22 protein-coding genes are annotated in these 19,512 nt (G+C 58.8%); 7 read left to right on the top strand and 15 right to left on the bottom strand.

The window, feature by feature from the left end; all coding sequences use genetic code 11:
- Positions 1-70: 70 nt before the first annotated feature.
- The 6 genes from AC5SEO_RS11135 to lgt all read right to left on the bottom strand — a co-directional run bounded on the left by AC5SEO_RS11135 (position 71) and on the right by lgt (position 6,126).
- Entirely contained in the window at positions 71-1,003 is a 933-nt protein-coding gene (locus tag AC5SEO_RS11135) for a ribose-phosphate pyrophosphokinase (RefSeq protein WP_003513466.1), read from the bottom strand.
- Between the two features lie 220 nt (positions 1,004-1,223).
- The gene (locus AC5SEO_RS11130) at positions 1,224-2,000 is read right to left on the bottom strand and encodes a hypothetical protein (RefSeq protein WP_174068552.1); all 777 of its coding nucleotides are present in this window, start codon (positions 1,998-2,000) and stop codon (positions 1,224-1,226) included.
- A gap of 90 nt (positions 2,001-2,090) precedes the next feature.
- The gene (locus AC5SEO_RS11125) at positions 2,091-3,242 is read right to left on the bottom strand and encodes a M24 family metallopeptidase (protein WP_025594132.1); all 1,152 of its coding nucleotides are present in this window, start codon (positions 3,240-3,242) and stop codon (positions 2,091-2,093) included.
- The gene (gene pgeF, locus AC5SEO_RS11120; RefSeq protein WP_019565220.1) at positions 3,243-4,037 is read right to left on the bottom strand and encodes a peptidoglycan editing factor PgeF; all 795 of its coding nucleotides are present in this window, start codon (positions 4,035-4,037) and stop codon (positions 3,243-3,245) included.
- Between the two features lie 160 nt (positions 4,038-4,197).
- The gene (locus tag AC5SEO_RS11115) at positions 4,198-5,298 is read right to left on the bottom strand and encodes a class I SAM-dependent methyltransferase (RefSeq protein WP_097100646.1); all 1,101 of its coding nucleotides are present in this window, start codon (positions 5,296-5,298) and stop codon (positions 4,198-4,200) included.
- Positions 5,299-5,313: 15 nt separating this feature from the next.
- Positions 5,314-6,126, bottom strand: coding sequence for a prolipoprotein diacylglyceryl transferase (gene lgt, locus AC5SEO_RS11110; protein ID WP_029658791.1), 813 nt, complete (start codon positions 6,124-6,126; stop codon positions 5,314-5,316).
- Between the two features lie 308 nt (positions 6,127-6,434).
- Here lgt and AC5SEO_RS11105 point away from each other — a divergent pair, with 308 nt between their 5' ends.
- The 4 genes from AC5SEO_RS11105 (at position 6,435) to AC5SEO_RS11090 (ending at position 8,821) form a co-directional block, all read left to right on the top strand.
- A complete protein-coding gene (locus AC5SEO_RS11105; RefSeq protein ID WP_003513446.1) occupies positions 6,435-6,698 on the top strand; it encodes an accessory factor UbiK family protein in 264 nt (87 codons plus the stop codon).
- Between the two features lie 432 nt (positions 6,699-7,130).
- Positions 7,131-7,631: a type III secretion system chaperone family protein gene (locus AC5SEO_RS11100; protein WP_006311131.1), complete on the top strand. Its 501-nt coding sequence runs from the start codon at positions 7,131-7,133 to the stop codon at positions 7,629-7,631.
- A gap of 2 nt (positions 7,632-7,633) precedes the next feature.
- On the top strand, positions 7,634-8,452 hold the full coding sequence (proC, locus tag AC5SEO_RS11095; RefSeq protein WP_174061042.1) for a pyrroline-5-carboxylate reductase: 819 nt from the start codon (positions 7,634-7,636) through the stop codon (positions 8,450-8,452).
- Positions 8,453-8,479: 27 nt separating this feature from the next.
- The gene (locus tag AC5SEO_RS11090; protein WP_003513443.1) at positions 8,480-8,821 is read left to right on the top strand and encodes a tRNA-binding protein; all 342 of its coding nucleotides are present in this window, start codon (positions 8,480-8,482) and stop codon (positions 8,819-8,821) included.
- A gap of 121 nt (positions 8,822-8,942) precedes the next feature.
- Here AC5SEO_RS11090 and AC5SEO_RS11085 read toward each other — a convergent pair whose 3' ends face one another.
- The 4 genes from AC5SEO_RS11085 to AC5SEO_RS11070 form a co-directional block, all read right to left on the bottom strand.
- Positions 8,943-10,322 carry an ATP-binding protein gene (locus AC5SEO_RS11085; protein ID WP_003513442.1) on the bottom strand — a complete coding sequence of 460 codons (1,380 nt, stop codon included), beginning with the start codon at positions 10,320-10,322 and terminating at the stop codon, positions 8,943-8,945.
- 30 nt (positions 10,323-10,352) lie between these two features.
- Positions 10,353-11,066, bottom strand: coding sequence for a response regulator (locus AC5SEO_RS11080; protein ID WP_003513441.1), 714 nt, complete (start codon positions 11,064-11,066; stop codon positions 10,353-10,355).
- Between the two features lie 2 nt (positions 11,067-11,068).
- A complete protein-coding gene (locus tag AC5SEO_RS11075) occupies positions 11,069-11,596 on the bottom strand; it encodes a MarR family winged helix-turn-helix transcriptional regulator (RefSeq protein WP_003513440.1) in 528 nt (175 codons plus the stop codon).
- A 202-nt stretch (positions 11,597-11,798) separates the two neighbouring features.
- Positions 11,799-12,398 carry a DUF1236 domain-containing protein gene (locus tag AC5SEO_RS11070; RefSeq protein WP_003513439.1) on the bottom strand — a complete coding sequence of 200 codons (600 nt, stop codon included), beginning with the start codon at positions 12,396-12,398 and terminating at the stop codon, positions 11,799-11,801.
- A 234-nt stretch (positions 12,399-12,632) separates the two neighbouring features.
- Here AC5SEO_RS11070 and AC5SEO_RS11065 point away from each other — a divergent pair, with 234 nt between their 5' ends.
- The gene (locus AC5SEO_RS11065) at positions 12,633-13,277 is read left to right on the top strand and encodes an MBL fold metallo-hydrolase (protein ID WP_174068551.1); all 645 of its coding nucleotides are present in this window, start codon (positions 12,633-12,635) and stop codon (positions 13,275-13,277) included.
- Between the two features lie 92 nt (positions 13,278-13,369).
- Here AC5SEO_RS11065 and AC5SEO_RS11060 read toward each other — a convergent pair whose 3' ends face one another.
- From AC5SEO_RS11060 to AC5SEO_RS11045, 4 genes are all read right to left on the bottom strand, one after another.
- Entirely contained in the window at positions 13,370-13,585 is a 216-nt protein-coding gene (locus tag AC5SEO_RS11060) for a cold-shock protein (RefSeq protein WP_003494703.1), read from the bottom strand.
- A 443-nt stretch (positions 13,586-14,028) separates the two neighbouring features.
- On the bottom strand, positions 14,029-14,931 hold the full coding sequence (locus tag AC5SEO_RS11055) for a DMT family transporter (RefSeq protein WP_173993044.1): 903 nt from the start codon (positions 14,929-14,931) through the stop codon (positions 14,029-14,031).
- Between the two features lie 141 nt (positions 14,932-15,072).
- Positions 15,073-15,384 carry a hypothetical protein gene (locus AC5SEO_RS11050; RefSeq protein WP_081307400.1) on the bottom strand — a complete coding sequence of 104 codons (312 nt, stop codon included), beginning with the start codon at positions 15,382-15,384 and terminating at the stop codon, positions 15,073-15,075.
- Positions 15,385-15,529: 145 nt separating this feature from the next.
- Positions 15,530-16,459: an EAL domain-containing protein gene (locus AC5SEO_RS11045; RefSeq protein WP_112959332.1), complete on the bottom strand. Its 930-nt coding sequence runs from the start codon at positions 16,457-16,459 to the stop codon at positions 15,530-15,532.
- Between the two features lie 209 nt (positions 16,460-16,668).
- Here AC5SEO_RS11045 and AC5SEO_RS11040 point away from each other — a divergent pair, with 209 nt between their 5' ends.
- Positions 16,669-17,871 (top strand): pyridoxal phosphate-dependent aminotransferase, encoded by a 1,203-nt coding sequence (locus tag AC5SEO_RS11040; RefSeq protein WP_003513431.1) that lies wholly within the window; start codon positions 16,669-16,671, stop codon positions 17,869-17,871.
- Positions 17,872-17,931: 60 nt separating this feature from the next.
- On the opposite strand, the gene AC5SEO_RS11035 is transcribed toward AC5SEO_RS11040, so the two are convergent.
- Positions 17,932-19,038: a calcium:cation antiporter gene (locus AC5SEO_RS11035; protein WP_174068550.1), complete on the bottom strand. Its 1,107-nt coding sequence runs from the start codon at positions 19,036-19,038 to the stop codon at positions 17,932-17,934.
- A gap of 197 nt (positions 19,039-19,235) precedes the next feature.
- Here AC5SEO_RS11035 and AC5SEO_RS11030 point away from each other — a divergent pair, with 197 nt between their 5' ends.
- On the top strand, positions 19,236-19,502 hold the full coding sequence (locus tag AC5SEO_RS11030; protein WP_003513427.1) for a DUF2188 domain-containing protein: 267 nt from the start codon (positions 19,236-19,238) through the stop codon (positions 19,500-19,502).
- Positions 19,503-19,512: the final 10 nt, after the last annotated feature.

The following is a 19,512-nucleotide window of genomic DNA, read 5'->3' as shown; positions in this document are numbered from 1 at the left end:
CCCGGACTAAATCCGGGGTGACAGTATGCGGATGCAGTGATTTTGCAGATGTACGAGAGAAACGATTGCTTCAGTCGAACAGGCCGGAAACCGACTGTTCCTGCGCGGTGCGGTTGATCGCTTCGCCCAGAAGGCCCGCAGTGCTGATCACGCGGATATTGTGCGCGGACTGGACGCTGGTGGTCGGCTGGATGCTGTCGGTGATGACGAGTTCGCGCAGCTTCGATGAAGCCACGCGGGCAACGGCGCCGCCGGAAAGCACGCCGTGCGTGATATAGGCGGTGACGCTGGTTGCGCCCTTTTTCAACAGCGCTTCGGCAGCATTGCAGAGCGTGCCGCCGGAATCGATGATATCGTCGATCAGGATGCAGTCCTTGCCGGATACGTCGCCGATGACGTTCATGACTTCGGATTCACCCGGACGGTCACGGCGTTTGTCGACGATGGCCAGCAGACAGTCCAGACGCTTCGACAGGGCACGGGCGCGCACCACACCGCCAACGTCAGGCGAAACGACCATGACGTTGTTGGTGTCGTAGTGGTCCTTGATATCGCGGGCCAGAATGGGCGCTGCGAAGAGGTTGTCGGTCGGAATATCGAAAAAGCCCTGGATCTGGCCGGCGTGAAGATCGAGCGTCAGAACGCGGTCGGCGCCGGCTTCGGTGATCAGGTTGGCGACGAGCTTGGCGGAAATCGGTGTGCGGGGGCCGGCTTTGCGATCCTGGCGGGCGTAACCGAAATAGGGAAGTACTGCCGTGATGCGTTTTGCCGAGGAGCGGCGCATGGCATCGATCATGATGAGCAGTTCCATCAGATGATCGTTTGCCGGAAACGAAGTGGACTGGACGAGAAAAACGTCCTCCCCGCGTACGTTTTCACTGATTTCTACGAAAATTTCCTGGTCAGCAAACCGCTTTACGGTGGCATTTCCCAAGGGAACGTTGAGATACTTGCAGATCGCTTCGGCAAGGTGCCGGTTCGAATTGCCTGCGAAAACCTTCATTGCGCCCGCCTGTTTCCATGCAATCGCCTTGCGCCACGGGAAAGTGTCTGCCGTAACCAAGCGTCGTTCAAGGGGAGGAACATCCGGCTGAAAAGCCTTTGCCGGATACGCCTTGTTGCCATGCGCGCCTTAATAGCGTTGTTGCTTCCGATTGCAAGAGGACTCCGTGCTTTCGCAATGATTTTCATGAAATCTCTGTGACTTCTCCCGCCGTTTCATCTCATCCCCTTTGAGACTGCTTCCATGACGAATACTCGTTGAGCGTTTTTGCGGCGATATCCTGCATGACCCTGTCGGTCGCGGCGGCCCAGGGATCGCTGCCCTTGGCTGCCACCGTTTCCTGCCCCTGCAGGCGATGGAGCCTGACACCATTGGCATCCAGAACGTCCCAGACGTAGATGATGTTGACCTTGCTGCCATCGGCGAAGGCGGAGAAATATCCCTTGAGGATGTTCTCTGCCGAATTGTCGTTGGAGGCGCGGATTGTCAGCCCCTTTGCCCGCGCCTCGGCGCCCAGTTGCCGCGAAAGCGGCGTGACGGCCTGAACGGGCGCGCCGATGATCGGCAGGAAGCGGATGGTGTTGCCGGAAGCAGCGGGGGCAAGTGCAGCCGTCTGCTGTGGAGGCGGCGGCTGGGTGCTGGCGGGTGAGTGGCCTGCAGATTGTCCGGTAGACTGGGTCTGACCAAGAGGTTCGCCGTACTCATTGCCGTTGGAAAGCGCCTGTGCCTGCGCCTGCAGGGAGTTCTGCGGTGCGTAAGCGGGCACGGAAGAGGCGGTTGCCGGTGCGCCTGCGGGCGCGCGGTCGGCAGCGGCAGCCATCTGGTCGAGATCGCCCTGCGTCACCGGTGTCGATTGCAAGCTGTTGTGCCCGACATTCACCTGCGGCGTCAGCGCCTCCGTGGTGTTGCAGGCCGACAGGGTCAACGCCAGCGCCGGAATGACGAGGACCGAAACGACAAACGTCTGGAAAGGGCGGGTAAACCCTGTCCGGCTCATGCGACGTTTCCTCTCATGTTCCGCTCCTTCTTGCCCAAGGTGGCGGCAATGTAGGGCCGGTTTTCCCGCTCTGTCAAACCCGGTGCAGATTTAAGCTGTGAGAAGATCGAGGCTATGGCGCGAGAGCGGTTCCGGCGCGCCTTCCGTGGTGAGGTAGGTCTGGCCGAGGGTCATGGCGGTGCCGGAATCGGAATCCATCACGATCATGTGCACGAACAGGGTCATGTCGCTGGCGATTTCCTGCGAGTTGCCGGCATGGAACATCTGATGCTCCATCCATGACGGTGAGAAACGCGCGCCCAGCGAATAACCGCAGGAGTTCAAACGATGGCGGGTCAGTCCACGCTCGTCCATGACGCGGGCGTGCACGTCGAAGACATCGCCGAAGGTCTTGCCGGGCCGCAGCACCTCTTCGATGTCGGTGAGGTTTTGCAGGCAGGCGCTGTAAAGCTCCTTCTGGCGGAAGTCCTGTTCGCCGATCACCACCGTGCGCATCATGGCGGCGTGGTAGTGGGCGCTGACACCCGCCCATTCCAGCGTCAGCTGATCCTTGTCATCGAGCCTGCGGCGCCCGGCCTTGTAACGGCACAGCAGCGCGTCCGCGCCGGAGCCGATGATGAATTCATTGGCGGGATAGTCACCGCCGCCGGCCAGAACCGCTCCCTGCATTGCCGAGAGGATCGCGGCTTCGTCCGCACCGGGCTTGATGAGCTCCAGTGCAGCGTCCAGAGCCTCATCCGCAAGTCTGCCTGCCTTCCTCGCATAGGCGATCTCGGCTGGGCTCTTGATGAGCCGCAAGCTGCTGACCAGATAGGAGGCGTCGATCATCTGGCAGAAGCTGGCAAGCTGGTTGTCCAGCAGGCGGGCGACGCGCCCGGTCATGCCGTGGGTGTCGTATTCCACGCCGATCTTGGCGCCAAGGAGATCGAGATCGCTGAGGAGGTTCTTAAGATCGAGCGTCGGGTCGGCATTGGGCCGGTCGACCCAGACGAGAATATTCTCGATCGTCGAAGTATTCCGGGCCTGCCGCATATCCGCTGAACGGGTCAGAAGCATCATGGAGCCGTCCGACTTGACCACCAGCGTCTGGAAGAAGCAGTAGCCGAAGGTGTCATAGCCGGTAAGCCAGTACATGCTTTCCTGGGCGAAAAGCAGAATGGCGTCCAGCTTCTCTTCCGCCATCTTCGCAATCAGCCGTTCGCGGCGGGCATCGAATTCCGAGAGCTCGAAGTGCAGGGCCATTTAGTCCTCCAGAATTGCGATTGCGGAAATCTGCCGCCCGTAGTCGGGCTCGGCACGGTGGGTCGTGCGGCGGTAGGAATAGAAGCGTTCTTCATCGGGATAGGTGCAGAGGCCGAGGTTTTCCGCTCTCACGCCCGCATTGACCAGCCGGTCCACCGTAAATTGCTTGAGGTCGAATAGCGCATGGCCGCCTTTGTCCGAAGCGGTGAAATAGGCCGCATAGGCGGGATCGAAATCGGTGAAGCGCGCCACATATTCAGGCCCGACCTCATAATTGGCCTGGCTGATGGAGGGGCCGAGGGAGGCGGAGATGCGCTCGCGGCTGGCGCCCAGCTTCCTCATGGTCTCGATCGTGTTTTCGAGCACGCCGAACAATGCACCCTTCCAGCCGGCATGGGCGGCACCCACAACGCCCGCTTCAGCATCAGCAAAGAGGATCGGGCCGCAATCGGCGCTCAGAACGCCGAGCACGAAACCCGGTGTCGCCGTTACCATCGCATCGGCCTGCGGGCGGCTGCCGTCATAGCTTTCATCGACCACAAGGACATCAGGAGAATGGACCTGATGCACGGTGGCGAGACGTTCCGGAGACAAGCCGAACCATTGCGTGACGCGCCGGCGGTTTTCCTGCACCAGTTCCGGCTCGTCATTCGAACCGAGGCCGACATTGAGGCCCTGATAAAGCCCCTCGGAGACACCGCCTTGCCGGGTGAAGAAACCGTGACGGACACGGTTTTCACTCAAGGCGGCAAGCAGGGGGCTCTGGATGGGGAGCGGCAGCGTTTCGTTCTGCATGGTGCGGGAGTTCCTTGGAGAATGTCGCTGTTGGCCAGTGGGATGCGTTAAGCGAGATGTTTCCTGTTGCCGCGGCGTTGCGCGGCGTTTGTCTGGTGCAGTGTGTCTGCGTTCGCTTGCTTCGTTCTGGGCCGATGTTGGCCCAGAGGTGATTGCACTGTCAATCCACCGCGCGAAACGGCATGAGATGGAGCGCGGGACTTGAAACGGCGATGACCTTGAAAAGTTCCCCCATCCTGCCAGCCCCTTCGCCAGCGAGACGGTTGACCGCTTCGGCGATTTCAAGCGTCTGGTCGGGTGTAGCTTTTGCGGCAAGGGCGGTTGCCCGTTCCTTCAGGCCAAGACCATAAAGAAAGTCGCCCTGCCTGATGCCGCCATTGACATGAACGCCGTTTGCTTCAGCCGTCCTGATAAGGCTTTCGAAATCGACATGGCTGGTCAGATCGGCTTGCCCGGGATGAGAAAGCGGCGGGTCGAAGGCATGGTTGCGCATGGCCTGCAATGTGTCGCCATACCCGGCGACCAGATGGCCGTAGTCGATCGCGAGTGCGGTGCCGCCATATGCGGACAGGCGCTGGCAGATTGCGGTCATTACGGCTTCGCGGGCGGGTGCGATCTCGAATATGCTGCCAATCGGCTGCCGTTCCGGGCCGGGCGGCAGCAGAGCCGGGTCGATGCCGGCAAGCCCAGTCGAGAAGACCAGTTCACCATCGGTACCAAGACTGACCACCCGTTCGCGGAAACCCTGCGGCGTTTTCACGAATTGGCGGATTGGGATGGCGTCGAAAAGCTCGTTGGCGACGAGGAGCAGGAAACCTTCCGGCACCGCATCGAAACTGTCATGCCATGTCAGCCGTTCGGCATGCGCAGCGAGCGTCTCTTTCTGGATGGCGCAAAGGCGAGGGCTGGTCTCCACCAGATGCACCCGCATCGTCTCGTAAAGCGGTGGGGCGATGCGGCGGATGACGCGCAGCATGTCAGACATCATGGTGCCGCGGCCGGGGCCGATTTCCACCAGACGAATATCTGCGGGTGCGCCATGGCGCTGCCAGGCGTGAACCACGAAAACGCCGAGCATTTCGCCGAAAAGCTGACTGACTTCCGGAGCGGTGATGAAATCACCCGATCGGCCGAAAGGCTCGCGGCTCCGGTAATAACCGTGTTCAGGATCGGCCAGGCAAAGCGAGAAGAAATCGGTGACGCTGAGCGGGCCGTTCAGGCGGATGAGAGATTTGATGCGTTGCGCAAGCGGTGTCGTCATGGCAGGCCATTCCGCTTAAGCGCGTATTTTAGCGCGCCGCGCACGCAAGACGGCCCAGAGGCCAAGAAGGAACATCGGCGTGGAGAGTACCATGCCCATGGTCAGCCAGTTGCCCGCGAGATAACCGATCTGGGCGTCCGGCTCGCGGAAGAATTCCACGAAGATGCGCGACAGCGCGTAACCGCAAACAAAGATGCCGGTTACGATACCAGGTGTCTTGAGCGCCCTGAAAACGTAGATGGTGACCGCCAGAATGACGAGGAGAACGAGGCCTTCAAGTCCCGCTTCGTAAAGCTGGCTGGGGTGACGCGCAAACGGCCCGCCGGTCGGGAACACGACGGCCCAGGGAACGTCGGCGATACGTCCCCACAATTCGCCATTGATGAAATTGGCGATGCGTCCGAACAGCAGGCCGACAGGTGCGACGGCTGCGATGATATCGAACATGCTCCAGACAGGGATGCCGTTCTTGCGGGCGAAGAGGATCATGGCGATGGTCGTGCCGATCAGGCCGCCATGGAACGACATGCCGCCGTTCCATATCTCAAGTGCTCTTATAGGGTTTGCGGCGACGGCGCCAAGATCGTAAAACAGGATGTAGCCGATGCGCCCGCCAAGCACGATGCCGCCGGCTGCCCACAGGATGAAGTCGTCAAGATGCTGCGCGGAGATCGGCGATGTATCGTTTGGCCACAGGCGAGGCGTAAGCGCAAGGCGGCGGGCATAAAACCAGCCGAGCATGATGCCGGCGACATAGGCAATGCCGTACCAATGGATCGCCAGAGGCCCGAGAGACAGGGCAACCGGATCGATATTCGGAAATGGCATGATGGCAAGTTGGGTGGGAGCGGCTAACAATCCGTATATTCCGTCATCGTTGCTGGGCGGACAACAGAATGACCCATTGCCTCAAGGAGCCGGGCGATGATGCTCTCCGGTCTCTTTACGCGAGGAAAATGGCGATTGCCGCAGCGCCGGTCAAGATTATTCTTCAAGGGACGCTTTGCGATGCCGAAGGCCATTGCAAGCCATGTGGATTTTTCGATTTTGCTTGCAAGGCGGCTGTCGAGTGCCTACCTGAAAGGCATCAACAGCAGGGAACGGAACGCTCCCTGAACCGACGAAGGAACAGGGCCATGAGCACGACAGGCACCAATCGTTTTCTGGATGAATTCGCCAAGCTGATGACCGATGCGGCGGGCGCTGCGCAGGGAATGCGCAAAGAGGCCGAGGCTGCCTTGCACGCACAGGCGGATCGCTGGCTGAACAGCCTCGACGTGGTCAAGCGCGAGGAATTCGACGCGGTGCGCGAGATGGCGATAAAGGCGCGCGATGAAAACGATGCGTTGCGCGCTCGCATCGAGGCTCTGGAAGCAAAGCTTTCTGCTGCCAAGGATTGATTCTTTTCGCGCTTTTTCATCAATAGGTCCCGGATCGCCTGCGATTCCGGGACTTTTTGTTTGCGGGCCATGCAACCCGAAATTATTCCCTCTCGATCCGGACCTGCCTCCATCGTTAATTTTTTGAGGCCTGTGGACACTTCCAAAAAACGCAATTGCCAGAGTCGCTTATGTATCTCGCCTGAGGTGATGGGGGAGAAGATATCCACTGTTCAAAAAGTAAAAATGCTGCCCGAGGGGTGGCAGCAGGACTCGGCCATTATACACTGATTTTAAATGATGATTCGAAACGAACCTGGTAAGCTCCACACAGGGTGAATGTGTAACTCTGTTGGTGTCGGGCAATCGTCTCAAGTGTTGAATCCGGTTTGTGTGTGCGTTTTGTGCCCGGCGTTCAAAACAGAACATCCATACCGGATGAGAAGGTGCCGCATGAGCCTGATAGAATTTGAAATTGAGCGCCAGTCCAATCCCGTGGACATGATCGAGATTGTCGCCGCCTCGAACGACTGGTCGTTCGAACGTTCCGGCGAAGACGAGATCGCCATGACGGTGGCGGGCCACTGGGCCGATTATCACGTTTCCTTTTCCTGGATGGAAGATTTTGAGGCACTGCATCTGGCGTGCGCCTTCGACATCAAGGTGCCCGATCAGCGCGTCAACGAAGTCATTCGCCTGTTGTCTCAGGTCAACGGCCAGGTACTGATGGGTCATTTCGATCTGTGGCGGCAGGAAGATGTTGTGATCTTCCGCCAGTCGCTGCTTCTGGCTGGCGGTGCGGAGCCTAACAACCAGCAGGTGGAAGTGCTGCTTTCCAGCGCGCTTGAGGCATGCGAACAATATTATCAGGCATTCCAGTTCGTCGTATGGTCGGGGCTGGATGCGAAAAGTGCAATTGAAGCGGTCATGTTCGAGACCGTCGGAGAAGCTTGAAAATGGTCTACAGGGCTTCCGGTCCTCTCGTCCTCGTTGGGGCGGGCAATATGGGCGGCGCTTTGCTTTCGGGCTGGCTGAAAAAGGGTGTGCCGGGTTCGCAGGTTATCGTCATCGATCCGCGCCCCTCCGACGCCATGCGCACGACAATTGCGGAAGCGGGCGCCACGCATAGCGAAAGCGTGCCTGACGGCGTGAAGGCGGGCATTCTGTTTGTCGCGGTAAAACCGCAGATGATGGAAGCAGTGCTACCCTCCCTCAAGCCCTTGCTCGGACCCGAGGCCGTGGTGGTTTCGATTGCGGCCGGCACCACCATCGGCACTTTCGTTTCGCATTTCGGCTCGGTCGCCGCCGTGCGGGCCATGCCGAACACGCCGGCCATGGTTGGCCGTGGCGTGACGGGCGCCTATGCCAACGAATTGGTGACGCCGGCGCTAAAGGCCGTGGTGGATGGATTGCTGAAGGTCAGCGGTCCGGTCGAATGGGTGGAAACCGAAAGCGATATCGACGCGGTCACCGCGGTTTCGGGAAGCGGTCCGGCCTATGTCTTCTATCTGGTTGAATGCATGGCGGAAGCCGGTCGCAAGGCCGGTCTGCCGGCGGATATAGCCATGCGGCTGGCGCGTGAAACCGTGGCCGGTGCTGGCGAACTCCTGCATCAGTCTTCTGACGAGGCGGCGCGCCTGCGCCAGAACGTTACCTCGCCGGGCGGTACAACGGCCGCCGCACTTTCGGTGCTGATGGCCGAAGACGGCATGCAGCCCCTGTTTGACAAGGCGATCGCTGCGGCGAAAAATCGCGCCGAAGAACTGGCTGGTTGAAGACGAGCAGGCTGGCGGGAGCAGGGCATGAGCAGTGAAATTTCCTATGCCGATTTCGAGAAGGTCGATATCCGTGTCGGCACGATCGTTGAGGCAGAGCCATTTCCGGAAGCACGCAAGCCGGCGATCAAGGTGAAGATCGATTTCGGCCCCGAGATCGGCATCAAGAAATCCTCGGCGCAAATCACGGTGCACTATACCCCGGAAAGTCTGATCGGCCGGCAGGTGCTGGGTGTGGTGAATTTTCCGCCGCGCCAGATTGGCCCGTTCCGCTCCGAAGTTCTGACACTGGGGTTTGCCGATGGCAACGGCGACATCGTGCTTGCCGCGGTCGAGCGGCCGGTGCCGAACGGCGAGAAAATGTGCTGAGAAAGCGCAACAACACGCAACCCGAAGATTGCGCAGGCTTAACACTCTTTCTCCGTCATTCCGGTTCAAGGCTGGAATGACGGATGCGGGCGAGCCGCATCACATTTTTCTCTCCGCTGCTCTACGCCGGAATTTTGACGATTACCCGCAATCCGCCCATCGGGCTGTCGTCCAGCGATACGTCACCGCCATGGCTGCGGGCGATGTCTCGGACGATGGAGAGGCCGAGCCCGGTGCCAGAGGCGTTGAGGTTGCGTGCCTCGTCCAGCCGGAAGAACGGCTTGAAGACATCCTCCCTTGACGCTTCCGGAATACCCGGCCCGTCATCATCAAACGTCATGATGATGGAGCGTGGAGCCTTGCGGATGTCGATATGGAGCTTGCTGGCATAGCGCCGGGCATTCTCCGCGAGATTGGCGACGAGGCGGGAGAGGGCATTCGGGCGCGCGATGATCTGGTCGATATTATAAAGCTCGTAGCTGAATTTCTTGCCGTGCAGCTCGAAATCATAGTCGATTTTTTCCAGAAGTGCCGGAAGCTCCAGCGTGCCGACATCCTCCTCGACATCGGTGCGGGCAAAGGTGAGGTAGGCCTCCAGCATCGACTGCATATCCTCGACATCCTTGTCCAACCCTTCCAGATCAGGATTGTCGCCGGCAAGCGCGAGTTGCAGCTTGAAACGGGTGAGGATGGTGCGCAGGTCGTGGCTGACACCGTTCAGCATGGCAGTGCGCTGTTCCATCTGCCGCTCGATGCGTTCGCGCATCAATATGAAGGCAAGTCCCGCCCGCCGCACCTCGTCTGCGCCGCGTGGGGAATAGGCGCTGATCTTCTGGCCCCTGCCGAAGTTTTCGGCCGCCTTGGCAAGCGCTTCGATAGGCTTGATCTGACCGCGCAGGAACAGGATGGAAATGGCGATCAGAACCAGCGATGCACCGACCATCCAGACAAGGAAGATATGCGTGTTGGAGGCATAGGCGGCGCTGCGACTGGTAAAGACGCGGAGTGTCTTGTCTTCGAGCTGGACACGTATTTCAACCAGGGAACCGTTGCCATAAGTATCGATCCAGAATGGCCGGCCGATTTGCTGGGTCAGCTGATTGGCGAGGATCGTATCCAGAATGGAAAACAACGGTTCTGGTCTCGGGGCCGGCAAATCGGCCTTCGGCTCGATGTAGATGCTGAGACCCAGCTTCTCGCGAGCGATGCGGATGACGCGCTGATAGTCGTCTTCTTCCTCATCAGTTTGCAGAAGCTCGATGATCGCTGCGATATCGCGCGTTACGGCGGAGGAAAGGCGCTCGGTAACCAGCTGCCAGTGACGCTCCATGAAAACGGCCGCGACAACGCCCTGAAGCAGGATCATCGGCAGGATGATGATAAGCAGCGAGCGCGTATAAAGCCCGGTGGGCAGCCAGTGGCGAAGCCATCTGGTAAATGCGCGCCAGGTCTTCGCTACGCCGCTGTTCCTGACAGTGATTAGAAAATCGAGGCTCGCCATGGCTGTGCGCCCGCCTTTCGTTTGTCCTTGTCAATCCACGCTCAGGCGGTAGCCGATGCCACGCACCGTTTGCAGATAGACCGGGTTGGCAGGGTCGTCCTCGATCTTGCGGCGAAGGCGGTTGATCTGCACGTCGATTGTTCTTTCGCCCACTTCGGATTCCGCCTCGACCAGCTCGTGCCGTGGAATGGTATCGCCGGCGCGAAGCGCAAAGAGCAGCATGATCTCCTGTTCGCGATCCGTCAGGCGGATCGTTTCAGCGCCGCGCCGCAATTCCTTCCTGGGTATAGAGAAGCTGTAGGGGCCGAACATGATCTGTTCGATCTTGGGCGTATCCGGCGAAGTGTTGCGCCGCAGGATGTTGTTGATACGAAGGACAAGTTCGCGCGGATCGAAAGGCTTCGCGAGATAATCATCCGCGCCGGCTTCCAGCCCAGCAATTCGGGAATCCGCCTCCGAGCGGGCGGTCAGGAGAATGACCGGCACGGATTTGTTCTCATTCAGCGACCGGGTGAGCGAAAGCCCGTTTTCCCCCGGCATCATCACGTCGAGAATGAGAAGGTCGAAACGGATGCCGACCATCTTGCGCCGGGCTTCTGCCGCATCTGCTGCGACGGAGATGCGGTATCCCTTGTCGCCGAGGAAACGTTGCAGAAGATTGCGAATGCGGGCGTCGTCATCGACGATCAGAAGGTGGGCCGCATCGTCATCGGCTGGAGGGAGTTTTGTCGTTGCCGTGGCCATCGTCAGTCGCCTTCCCCCGGTGTCGGGCTGCGCATCTGCGCCAGAAACTTGCGAACGCAAGCGCGGGCGTCGGGTCCAAGCCCTTCCAGCGCACGGTCGATCCGGCGCGACTGCGGCTCGCTCAGCGCCAGCGCCAGTTCGCGCCCTGTCAGCGTTGGATAGAGCCTGCGCTGGCGGCGGTCTTCCGGGCCAGCCATCTGGCGGATATAACCGTCGTCGATCAATTGCTTGAGCACGCGGGCAAGGCTCTGCTTGGTGATCTGCAGGGTGTCGAGCAGGTCCGCCACCGTCATGCCGGGCTGCCTGCTGACGAAATAGACCACCCGGTGATGCGCGCGCCCATATTCCAGTTTCGAAAGAATGACATCTGGATCGGAGACGAAATCGCGATACGCGAAGAACAGCGCCTCTATCGTATCGAAGTCGATCTTGCCGTCGTCAACCTTCGGGAGTGCCGGTGTCTGCCTGGCGGCTGCGGTTTTGAGCGATTGCGGTGGCACTGCGGTTCCTTCATATTCTGCGGCTGACATACGTCGATGCGCCAATATTCTGTAAACATAGCCGAAAATGCGTCCGCTCGGGAGGATGCCGCGATCATTTTCTGTTGCGGTGGATAATATGCTGCGGGTGCCGGTGCAACTGGAATCCTGACTGGCCTTTACCGGAAATAGAAAAGAGCGCGGAAAGCCCGCGCTCTTCATTGGTTTCATGCTGCCGGTATCGAGTTCGCGTCTACTGGTAGACGTAGACAATCCGGCGCGTCGATGGCTCCACCAGAACAGGCACGTCGTTCACCTGAACGTAGCGATACTGGTAATCAGGGATTTCCACGAGCCGGGTATCGGAGGGCAGGGTGCTGCCGACCGCTACCTCGCCATCAAAGGTGACAGTGTCCGCAGGGTGCTCGTCAATATAGGAGATGACTGTTTCGGGCGGATTGACTTCACCGACACGGCCAAGGTTCGGATCGCCGGGGTTGGGTTCTGCCTGTACGCTCGAGGTCTTCTCGTAAGTCACGACCGGCACGCTGATATCGGAGCGGCGCTGTTCGAGAATGACGGGAGAGCCCTCATACATAACATTCAGATAATCCGCATGTGCCCAGCCGCGCAGGCCGTTGACTTCGATGCGGCACCAGCTGCTGCCGTCCATGCAACCATCAAGAACCGCATTGCTGCCACGGGTGGCAAGGCCAAGCTCAGGATAATCCTCGCCTGGGCCCGAACGAACGGAAACGTCCGATGCTGTTGTGGCGACCATGGCGGCGTTTGCGTAACCGGCCATCAGGGCGAAAGCGCCGCCAGCCATGAGCATTTTAAGCGTCTTGTCCATGTGTCTCACTCCTTTTAAGACTGGACCTACAACGTCGCAGCCTTCAGGGCGTTCCACATTTTTCACAGATACCTCCCGTCTCGAGCGGGAAAATTTCCGATATCTAATTGAATTATCTCATAGTTTTTGAGAGTGGCAAGGTCACCGGAAACCGTTGCTTTTTCCTCCGCCATTGTGCCGGAACCGGCCGCAGGCTATAGGAGGCGGGATTTGTCACACAGGGAGACACGGGATATGGGAAAGTTGCAGGCGGGCATTATTCCGGTCACGCCGTTCGAGCAGAACTGCACCATTCTCTTCGATGAGGATACGAAGGAAGGCGTTGTCGTCGATCCCGGTGGGGATGTGGATGTCATTATTCAGGTGGTTTCCGAAAACGGCATCGCGCTCAAGGAAATCTGGCTGACGCACGGCCATCTCGACCATGCCGGCGGCGCCAAGGAACTGCGCGAGAAGCTTTCCCTGCCGGTGATCGGCCCGCATGAGGACGATCGACCGCTGCTCGAGAGGATCGAGACGCAGGCCGAGAAATACGGCATAAGCGGCCTTCAGAACGTTTTGCCGGACAGGTGGCTGAATGAGGGCGACACGGTATCTTTCGGCGATCATGTCTTTGAAGTCTACCACTGCCCGGGTCACGCTCCAGGTCACGTCATCTATTATAATCGCGACCAGCAATTCGCCCATGTCGGCGATGTGCTGTTTGCGGGGTCGGTGGGGCGTACCGACCTGCCGGGCGGGAACCACGAGCAACTGATGGCGTCCATTCGCGACAAGCTGCTGCCGCTGGGTGATGATGTCGGATTTATCTGCGGCCATGGCCCCGGCGGGCGGCTTGGCGAGGAGCGGCGCACCAACCCCTATCTCAAGGGGATCTGAGTTTCCGGGCGCGTATTGGCGCCTCCGGATTGGGCATAAAAAAACCCGGCATTCCTGCCGGGCTTCAACTAGAAATGAAAGCCGTTTTAGGGTTAGCCAGCAATCTGCAGATTGACTGCCTTCGGGCCCTTGCCGCGACGATCCGGTTCCGTGTCGAAGCTCACTTTCTGATTTTCTGAAAGTCCGGACAGGCCGGAAGCCTGTACGGCAGAGATATGAACAAAGATATCAGCGCCACCATTGTCTGGCTTGATGAAGCCGAAGCCTTTGTCTGTGTTGAAGAATTTTACGGTGCCAGTTTCGGCCATGCATCAGGTCCTTTTCGCTCTGCCCGCGTTCAGCTACAGGCAGCATTACAGTTTTGCCCCGCGAGGGCGTTGGCAGGCAGCTCTTGACTATTGAGAAAAAGGACCTTCACAGCGGGAAGTAATGGCGTTCTCATCCAACGTTTTTCGTCCCACCGCCCGAGGTTTATAGCGTCCCCAGTGCGCAAATTTATAGGCCTTCCCATGCTCGCAAATTGCCCGAACCGCAGTAGATTGCTGCGTTTATGGAAAATTGGCAAGCAAAAGTTTTCACGGGCTTTTTGTCGGATAAAAACCTGCGGTAGAATTCCTGCGCGTAGTCGCACATTTTTTCCGCATATTTGATAATTGATGAAATAATTGCCGGTTGCCTTCGGTTTCCGGGCAAAATTTTGAATGCGGCGGTACGATTTTTCCTCGAAACAGAAAAATCAGTTCTTTCTGCGTCAGGCCGTTCCAACGGCGGTTTTTTGCCGTTTACGCGTCAGTTCCGGCACCAGTTCGACGATCAATATAGCGGCGAAAATGATCACGCAGCCGATATAACCGGCGCTGGAAATGGTTTCATTCAGGAAAATCGACGCCAGCAAGGCACCGAAAAGCGCCTCTGAAGACAGAAATATCGCAGCCTGCGGCGCGGTCGTATACCGCTGGGCGACGACCTGCAAAACGAAGGCGAGGCCGGAGGATACGAGGCCGACGTATAGAATTTCCGCCAGCGACCCCTCTATGGACGCCATGCTGATGGGTTCTACCGCAAGGCCGATCATGCAACTCAAGAGAGAGCAAATCGCAAACTGAGTGCATGAGAGCGCAAGCGGCCGTCCGCTTTCGGAAACGAAACGACCTGCGAGCGTAATCTGGATTGCCCAGAAGAAGGCGCAGATGATGCTGAGAATATCGCCCTGCGTCAGCGCCTCGAATGCGCCGCCCGAGAGCAGGAATATTCCGCCCAGCATCATCAGGGCGCCGGGCCAGACGATCCAGTGGGGATGGCGCCGGTAAAGAACGACGGCGATCACGGGCACGAAGATGACGTAAAGTCCCGTCAGGAAGCTGGAATTGGTGACGGTTGTAGTCAAAAGCCCGACCTGCTGCGTCGTCGCGCCGCCGAACAGGGCGAGGCCCACAAGGATGAAGCCGCCGATTTCCCTGCGACGTGGCGACGATTTTTTCGAGCGGTTTTCCATCAGGGCGAATGGCAGCACGGCGATGGCGGCAATGGCGAAGCGCAGACCGACAAACCAGAATGGCCCGATCGAGGCCATGGCGGATGATTGTGCGACGAAACCGCCTCCCCAGATCGCCGCGGCGAGCAGAAGCAGCATGTTGGCCTGAATACGCGTCATTGATGGCACCAGCACAGCAGGGGCCCGAAGATCATTCCGTCGCGGCCTTGGCATTTCGGGGATTTTTGAAACGTCGTTCTGACGACTCCCCCTGTGCTTTAGCAGCAACACGCCGATGCCGCAAGTCGAGGAGAGGGCGGTTTACTTGTGGCGGCGGGCCTCGTCCTTCAGGCTTCGCCGGGTAAGCGCGAGGCCGCCTATGCCGAGGCTTATGAAGGCTGCGGCCGAGAAGATAACCAGCAACAGGTGCCCGCCCGCCCGCGCGGTTGCCGTCACCTGCGGAATAGAGGATGTCTGCAGGGTGTCGATTGCCTGAGGGGCTGCATTGGCCGAGGTTGCGATCCCGGCGGCCATGGTGACGACGACAAGAAAGGCGGCAATGGCCATCCAGAGGGAAAACAGCGTTCTCTGCGCCCTTAACCGTTCAACTGATGTCCTGTCGTTGGTAAACATGGCGATCGCCTCTTGTCCCTGTTCTCAAAGGATAAAAGAGGCTTCGAAATGGACGGCTTGGAGACCGAATTCAGGCGTTCCGCAGTATTTATTGTGGCAATATCGTGGCAAAGCTGATTTCGGGACAATTTCGCTGTCAACGGCCTCAAAGGCCGCGTTTTCCGAAGGTTCTGGTCTGGCGCAGGGTATGCGGCTCGGCGAGGCGTTCTTCACGCGGGAATGCCGGTGTCGCAGCGCTTCTGTCCGACCTTGGCGAGGGTGAAAAATATCCGCTGCCGAGTTCGGGAAAGCGAGCGTCGAAACTCGTCGGCGCTAGTTCGGGTTTTGCCAACACGTATCCCTGCATCAGCAGGACGCCGAGGTCCTCGCAGATATCCACCTGCCTGCCGGTTTCGAGTCCTTCGAACACCGGCTCTATCCCATCGTCGCGAAACTGGCTGACGATGACGCGCAGAAGGGCGGCGCCTGCCGAATTCTGCATGAAATCACGCACCCAGCCTGCCTCGAATTTCACATAGTCCGGCTTGATGAGTTTCACCCGGTCAATGTCGGAATCGCCCGCGCCATAATCGTCCAGCGCCACGCGAAAACCGATGTCATGCATGTGATAGGCGAAGTCGGCGACCATCTGCGTATCGGAGACTTTTTTCTCGGAGATTTCGCAGACGATGCGGTCTGCCGTCATGCCGGCCTCGTGGGCGGTAAGGCGCATGCGCTCCACTTCCTGACGCATCTTGGCCGGGGTCTGGAACAGGCCCGGATGGAAGTTGACGAAAACGCGGGCGCGCGAACGATTGAGCCTGCCGGTATTGAGAATGTGGATCGTGCGCAGAATACTGTCGATATTCTCTATATCTTCAGGCGCCACCAGCGAGAAGAATTCACCCGGTGTCACCGGTTCGCCGTTGCGATGGGGGCGCACCAGGCCCTCGAAGGAATCGATGTCGAGAGCGCCGTTCATCGTTCGGCGAAAGATGGGCTGCAGGGCTGATTTCAAGTTGAAGGTGCCATAGGCCGTGGACCATGTGCCATCGACCTCGCGGACAAGACTGGAAAAGATGCTTTTGGGCGCCATTTTTCAACCAGCTACAGAGACACGACCTCTAGCCGGAGAATATAGCGCATCAAGCGTTACTTCCGGGTTAAGGAAGGTTTAAATTCTTCCCCGTGTCACATATGCTGCTTTTGACCTTGAAAGAGCGCCTGTCTTTCGACATAGAAAATGCCGCAGAAGACAGGATTTTCCGCCTCTGCCGATGTCAACCACAACAGGACCGATTAAAAATGGCCTTCCTTGCCGACATTCTCTCCCGCGTAAAGCCATCCGCCACCATCGCTGTTACCCAGAAAGCCCGTGAGCTTAAAGCGAAGGGCCGCGATGTGATCAGCCTTGGCGCCGGCGAGCCGGATTTCGATACGCCCGAAAACATCAAGGAAGCCGCCATTGACGCCATCAAGCGAGGCGAAACGAAATACACGCCCGTTTCAGGTATTCCTGAACTGCGCAAGGCGATCGCCGACAAGTTCAAGCGCGAAAACGGTCTGGACTACAAGCCGGAGCAGACCATCGTCGGCACCGGTGGCAAGCAGATCCTTTTCAACGCCTTCATGGCCACTCTCAACCCGGGTGACGAAGTCGTCATTCCTGCACCTTACTGGGTCAGCTATCCGGAAATGGTGGCGATCTGCGGCGGTACGCCTGTCTTCGTCGACACGACGCTCGAAGACAATTTCAAGCTGAAGCCGGAAGCGCTGGAAAAGGCGATCACGCCGAAGACCAAGTGGTTCGTTTTCAACTCGCCGTCCAACCCTTCGGGCGCTGCCTATTCGCATGACGAGCTGAAGGCATTGACGGACGTGCTGGTCAAGCATCCGCACGTCTGGGTGCTGACTGATGACATGTACGAACACCTGACCTACGGCGACTTCAAATTCGTCACGCCGGTTGAGGTGGAGCCTTCGCTCTATGACCGCACGCTTACGATGAACGGCGTCTCCAAGGCCTATGCCATGACCGGCTGGCGTATCGGCTATGCAGCCGGCCCGCTGCCGCTCATCAAGGCCATGGATATGATCCAGGGCCAGCAGACCTCGGGCGCCAGCTCGATTGCTCAGTGGGCGGCTGTCGAAGCGCTGAACGGCACGCAGGATTTCATTCCGGCCAACAAGAAGATTTTTGAAGGCCGCCGCGATCTCGTCGTCTCCATGCTCAACCAGGCGAAAGGCATCAATTGCCCGGCTCCGGAAGGCGCATTCTACGTCTATCCGTCCTGCGCCGGCATGATCGGCAAGACCGCGCCGTCCGGCAAGGTCATCGAGTCGGATGTGGATTTCGTCTCCGAGCTTCTGGAAGCCGAAGGTGTTGCCGTCGTGCAGGGATCGGCGTTCGGCCTCGGCCCGAACTTCCGCATTTCCTACGCCACGTCGGAAGCACTGCTGGAAGAGGCCTGCAAGCGCATCCAGCGCTTCTGCGCCGATTGCCGCTGATCGGTCTAGGGATATTGAATAACAAAGCCCGGCAGCGATGCCGGGCTTTTTTTGTTGCGGCTAAAGCCCGAGAAACAACAGCATGATGAAGGTTGCGAAGAGGATGAAATGCGTCATTCCCTCGATCGCGTTGGTTTCACCGTCATTGAGGTTGATGGCGGCGGCGATGAGGGTAATGAAGACCATGACCGTCTGAACCGGCGTCATCGCCATGATGAACGGCTGACCGGTGTAAAGTGCGATGCCCTCCATCACAGGGACGGTGAGGATGACCGTCGAAAGCGATGCGCCCATGGCGATATTGACCACGGCCTGCATGCGGTTGCGCAATGCGGACCTGAGCGCGGTCAGGATTTCCGGTGATGCGGAGATCGTCGCGACCACGACGGCCATCAGTGCCGGTGGCGCGCTTGTGCCCTCGAGGCTCTGGCTTAGGAAGGCCGCCATGAATTCCGCCAGCACGCCGATCAGTACGACGCCCGCGATGATGAGACCGATGGAGAGGGGCACGCTGCCCTCTTCCTCGTCCTCCGTGTGATCGCCGGATGGATGACCGCTGGGATGAGCCTTGCGGGGATAGGCGTAGCTGAAGAAATAGCTGTGCGGACCAACCTGCATTTTCAGGAACAGCGCATAAAGCGCGATCATTGCGACGATGGTGAAGGCGGAATAGACGTGCCAGCTTTCCTTGGGGATGAATTCCGGCACGATCATCGAGATGCCCATGGCAGTCAGGATCATGACGCCGTAGGTCTTGCCTGAGTCGTCATTGTAGGGCTGCTCGCCGTGGCGAAGGCCTCCCAGCAGGGCGGCCAGTCCCAGAATGCCGTTGATGTCGATCATCACGGCGGAATAGATCGTGTCACGCACGAGCGTCGGCGAGTTGGATTCGCTCATGATGATGGCAAGGATCAACACTTCCACCGCCACGGCAGACAGCGTCAGGATCATCGTGCCATAGGGGTCGCCGACCTTGGCGGCGAGGATTTCGGCGTGGTGGGCAACCCGCATCGACACCAGAACGATCATCCCGATCAGGGCGATCGCGGCAATCAGCGACGCCGTTTTGCCGGCCTCGAATATCGCATGTTCGGCCATATAGGCGACGGCTGCCACCGGTATTGCCAGCAGCAACATGCGCTCCTGCTTTAAAATAGAACCCGCCATCGATTTCCCTTCCCCTGAGAGTGTGAGGCTGTGACGTATCGTCGTTAAGATCAAGCAGGATTTGCGCTTGAGTGCTTTTGGTAGGATAGTGGTACAGTCAAGGACATGCTGCTCATGCCGTGTTGTCCCCCGTTGGGTGCAATGCTTGAAGCGCGGTTGTGGTTGCGATGTCGCCTACTGAAACAGGAGGAACATGCATGACAAAAGTGGTATATGAAGTCGTGGAACATGACGGTGGCTTCGCCTACCGCATGAACGGCGCTTATTCCGAAACATTTCCTACCTATGCCGATGCGGTCGAGGCCGCGCGCATCGTTGCTGCCGAACAGCAGGTGGGCGGCGATGATGAGGAAATCAGCTATCAGGACGAACGCGGCCAGTGGCATGAGGAATACAGCCAGGGCGGCGACCGGCCGGAGGCGGAAGTGGTCGACAAGATTTCACCGCCGGCCAGACCGTTTTGATGGAGTGCGT

It is taken from the genome of Agrobacterium sp. K11, from assembly GCF_059429395.1.
This window is presented reverse-complemented; position numbering and strand designations above follow the sequence as displayed.